This window comes from Litorivivens sp. (genome assembly GCF_041625495.1).
Taxonomy (GTDB): domain Bacteria; phylum Pseudomonadota; class Gammaproteobacteria; order Pseudomonadales; family Spongiibacteraceae; genus Litorivivens.
On record NZ_JBFJTH010000241.1, the window covers coordinates 1 to 3,979 of the forward strand.

5 protein-coding genes are annotated in these 3,979 nt (G+C 54.3%); 2 read left to right on the top strand and 3 right to left on the bottom strand.

All coding sequences use genetic code 11. The features are described 5' to 3' along the window. The first annotated feature begins 64 nt into the window (after positions 1–64). Positions 65–268, top strand: coding sequence for a hypothetical protein (locus ABYP39_RS17720; protein ID WP_372749164.1), 204 nt, complete (start codon positions 65–67; stop codon positions 266–268). Between the two features lie 132 nt (positions 269–400). Beyond that, positions 401–589 carry a hypothetical protein gene (locus ABYP39_RS17725; RefSeq protein WP_372749163.1) on the top strand — a complete coding sequence of 63 codons (189 nt, stop codon included), beginning with the start codon at positions 401–403 and terminating at the stop codon, positions 587–589. A gap of 98 nt (positions 590–687) precedes the next feature. On the opposite strand, the gene ABYP39_RS17730 is transcribed toward ABYP39_RS17725, so the two are convergent. The 3 genes from ABYP39_RS17730 to ABYP39_RS17740 form a co-directional block, all read right to left on the bottom strand. Next, positions 688–1,638, bottom strand: coding sequence for an alpha/beta hydrolase (locus ABYP39_RS17730; protein WP_372749162.1), 951 nt, complete (start codon positions 1,636–1,638; stop codon positions 688–690). Next, positions 1,638–2,702 (bottom strand): class II fructose-bisphosphate aldolase, encoded by a 1,065-nt coding sequence (gene fba, locus ABYP39_RS17735; protein ID WP_372783925.1) that lies wholly within the window; start codon positions 2,700–2,702, stop codon positions 1,638–1,640. Before fba ends, ABYP39_RS17730 begins: the two co-directional genes overlap by 1 nt. Before the next feature lie 73 nt (positions 2,703–2,775). Beyond that, the gene (locus ABYP39_RS17740; RefSeq protein WP_372783927.1) at positions 2,776–3,945 is read right to left on the bottom strand and encodes a phosphoglycerate kinase; all 1,170 of its coding nucleotides are present in this window, start codon (positions 3,943–3,945) and stop codon (positions 2,776–2,778) included. Between the last annotated feature and the right edge of the window lie 34 nt (positions 3,946–3,979).

Genomic DNA, 3,979 nt, shown 5'->3' on the forward strand with positions numbered 1-3,979 from the left:
TCCCTAGAATGGACCCATCAAATGAATTGCTCCAACGAGAGCAACAAACTACAGGGGTTCCATCATGTCTATTTTGTCTATCAATACCTTTTACTCACGTTTTCGTGCCCGTGCCATTGCCGCCGAGCAACTGATTGCCGCATTCCAGGCGAGCCCTGCAGGCAAGACCCCTGTTGACGCCTACCACCAGCTGGCGGGCAACCAAAACAAGGAAAACATGGATGTGCTCGCCGAGCTAGTACGCATGGAAGCAGGCTTCTGCGCCTAAGGGAAAACACCTATGTGAGCAGGCGTATCAACGGATTCCGAGACCTGCCCCACCACCATAAACTACACACATCTAACAATCTGTGTCGTTGCCAACCAGACACGACACTGAAAAACGAGGGACGGGTTTAACATGCTTATCATCAACAACCGCAAACCGGCGAAACAGCCGACCATCATCGAAGCCAAAGCAGACATGAAAGCGGCCTTCGCACCACCGCGGGACTATGTAACCGGTGCTCTCAAAAAGCTGCGTCACTCGACCAGCATTGATTGGTGGTTGAATGTCGATTACGTTGAATCTGAAAGTGCCCTGTCTTGAGCAGCGCCAGGCACCTGAAAAGGACATTGTGTTGAGTAAAATCGGCCCCTCAGCGCAGTCATCGGCTAGCGCAGACTGTCTGAACCTACCACTAGGCCTCAGGTATAATCCAGATATGCGTCGATACGACGCCAGATCTGTTGCCGAAGTGCTTTCGTCTCATTCACTAAGTGGTGCCGCGCACCACCAAGATGGGCAAACACCGCATTCGGAAAGTGATCGCGAATCACCGGCAAGTTGAAGCGCCAGTCCACCGTATCGTCGGCATCACCCTGCACAACCAATACCGTTTTGTCCGAGTCGGGCAACTGACGAAACATCGGCTCCCAGACTTTCAGTGCGTTGACCCAGCTCATCGGCAGCACCGGACACTGCAGTGCATCACTACCCCTAAGCCATGCCAGAAACTCCTCATCACCGGAGTTAGCTGCCCAGCGCCTGGGCAAACTGGATACCACCCGACCAATCATATTGTGCAGCGGTTTGCCCCAGCGCCAACCCTTTGGCCGCACCAGCGGCGCCAGTAGCACCTCTTTCTCAAACGCATTGCCACCCTTGAGCAGGTAAGTCATCAAAATGGCACCGCCGGTGCTCTGGGCCAAGGCAATTTTCGGTTTCGGCAGATTAAAGGGCGCCGCAGCATGAAATGCGTCGTTCATTATCTGCAGGTACTGGTCGAAACTGTCGATTTCGGCGCGCTTGCCTGAGGATAGGCCGTGACCGGGAAGGTCGTAAATAAAGACAGCGTATTGGCGTTTCAGACAGTATTCGATGGCGTGTTTGAACAGGCCGGCATGATCGTAAAAGCCGTGATACAAAAACGCTGTTTTGGTAGGGGATTCAGGGATAAACACATGTGCGGCGATATCAAAACCGGCCGAGGAGAACACGCCGAAATGATGCTGCAAACCGTCAATGCGGTTTTCAAAATCTATACCGTAATAAGCAAAATAAGCCTGCGCCAGCGGCGAGATATCCGCCGCCGCAGACAGTGGGGGCAGGCTTAGCGATTCGCGGTTGTCTGCGGCCAGCCGTACCCATTCACTCATCAGTTTACCTTCGCATCCAGCTTGCCCGCCGCATAGGCTTCGAACATACCTTCCAGTGAAACCGGCTTGATCTTGTCCGCATTGCCTGCAGTGCCAAAGGCCTCATAGCGCGCTATGCAGATATCCTTCATTGCCGTGATCGTTTCTTTCAGATATTTGCGCGGATCAAACTCCGAGCGGTTATTCGCCAGGAAACGGCGAACAGTACCGGTAGACGCCAGTCGCAGGTCGGTGTCGATATTGACCTTGCGCACGCCGTGCTTGATGCCTTCTACGATCTCTTCTACTGGTACGCCGTAGGTTTCTGGAATCTCGCCACCAAATTCATTGATGATGGCCAACCAGTCTTGAGGAACACTTGAGGAACCGTGCATAACCAGATGAGTATCGGGAATACGCTGGTGAATCGCTTTGATACGCTCGATAGCCAGAATATCGCCTGACGGCGGACGGCTGAATTTGTAAGCGCCGTGACTGGTGCCGATGGCTATCGCCAAGGCATCAACATTGGTTTTGGCCACAAAGTCGGCCGCTTCTTCGGGGTCGGTCAGCATCTGGTCATGGCTCAGTGTGCCTTCGGCGCCAACGCCATCTTCTTCACCTGCCTGTCCGGTTTCCAATGAACCCAGGCAGCCCAGTTCGCCTTCAACAGAAACACCACAGGCGTGCGCCATCTCCACAACCCGGCGAGTGACGTCCACGTTATAGTCGTAATCAGCCGGGGTTTTACCATCTTCACGCAGGGAGCCGTCCATCATCACCGAGCTAAAGCCCAACTGGATAGATCGCTGACACACATCCGGGCTGGTACCGTGATCCTGGTGCATAACCACCGGTATTTCCGGAAACTCTTCCACTGCCGCCAGAATCAGGTGGCGCAGAAACGGCGCACCCGCGTACTTACGGGCACCGGCCGAAGCCTGCATGATCACCGGGCTATTGGTTTCACGCGCCGCTTCCATAATGGCGCGGGTCTGCTCGAGGTTGTTCACGTTAAAGGCCGGAACGCCGTAGCCGTATTCGGCGGCGTGATCCAGCAGTTGTCGCATGCTGATAAGTGCCATTTGCTACCCCTGTATTTTCAACAATATCTATTATCTGTGGGAGCCGGCAGGGCCCGCTCCCACAATGAAGTTCCTAACCCTTTGCCCGCTCTTCCAGTACCGCCACCGCAGGCAGCACCTTGCCTTCAACATATTCCAGAAATGCGCCGCCGCCGGTTGAGATATAAGACACCTTGTCGGCAATGCCAAACTTGTCGATAGCGGCCAGCGTGTCACCGCCGCCAGCAATTGAGAACGCATCAGATTCCGCAATGGCCTGAGCGATGGCTTCAGTGCCGTCGGCAAACTGGTCGAACTCAAAAACGCCGACCGGGCCATTCCAGATAATCGTGCCCGCCTGCTTGAGAATTTCTGCCAGACAGGCCGCAGAAACCGGGCCAATATCAAAAATCATATCATCGTCGCCCACATTGTAGGCTGGACGCAGCGTGGCCGGTTCCTTCTCGTCAAATTTCTTGCCGGTGATTACGTCCGTGGGAATCGGGATATCACACTTTTCCATCAGCTTTTTCGCCGCCGGCACCAGATCCTCTTCATAGAGCGATTTGCCAACATTGTTACCCGCCGCCGCTAGGAAGGTATTGGCAATACCACCGCCAACCACCAGCTGATCCACCTTATCAGATAGCGCATCAAGCACTTCAAGTTTGGTCGACACCTTGGAGCCACCAACAATCGCCACCATTGGCCGGGCCGGTTCTTTCAGCGCTTTTTCCAGATTTTCCAGCTCGTTTACCAACAGCGGGCCGGCACAGGCCACGGGAGCAAAACGGGCGACACCGTGAGTAGAAGCCTGGGCGCGGTGAGCTGTACCGAAGGCATCCATCACAAATACATCACACAAGGACGCGTAGGTCTCAGCGAGATCTTCCTCGTCCTTTTTCTCACCCTTGTTAAATCGGACATTCTCCAGCAGCACCAGCTGGCCCTGATCAATCGTGACGCCGTCCTGCCAATTTTGAACAACTGCAACTTCGCGCTCCAGCAGCTCACCCAAACGTTTGGCCACGGGCTTCAGCGAGAAAGACTCGTCATATTCACCTTCTGTTGGGCGCCCCAAATGGGACATAACCAGCACTTTCGCACCTTGCTCCAGCGCCAGCTTTAGCGTCGGCAGCACCGCACGGATGCGAGCGTCTGACGTAACCACGCCATCTTTCACCGGCACATTGAGGTCTTCGCGGATCAAAACGCGCTTTCCGTTGAGATCCAGGTCGCTCATTTTCAGTACTGAAAGGGCCATTCCTTGTAACTTCCTCAAATAAAAAAATCTTTAA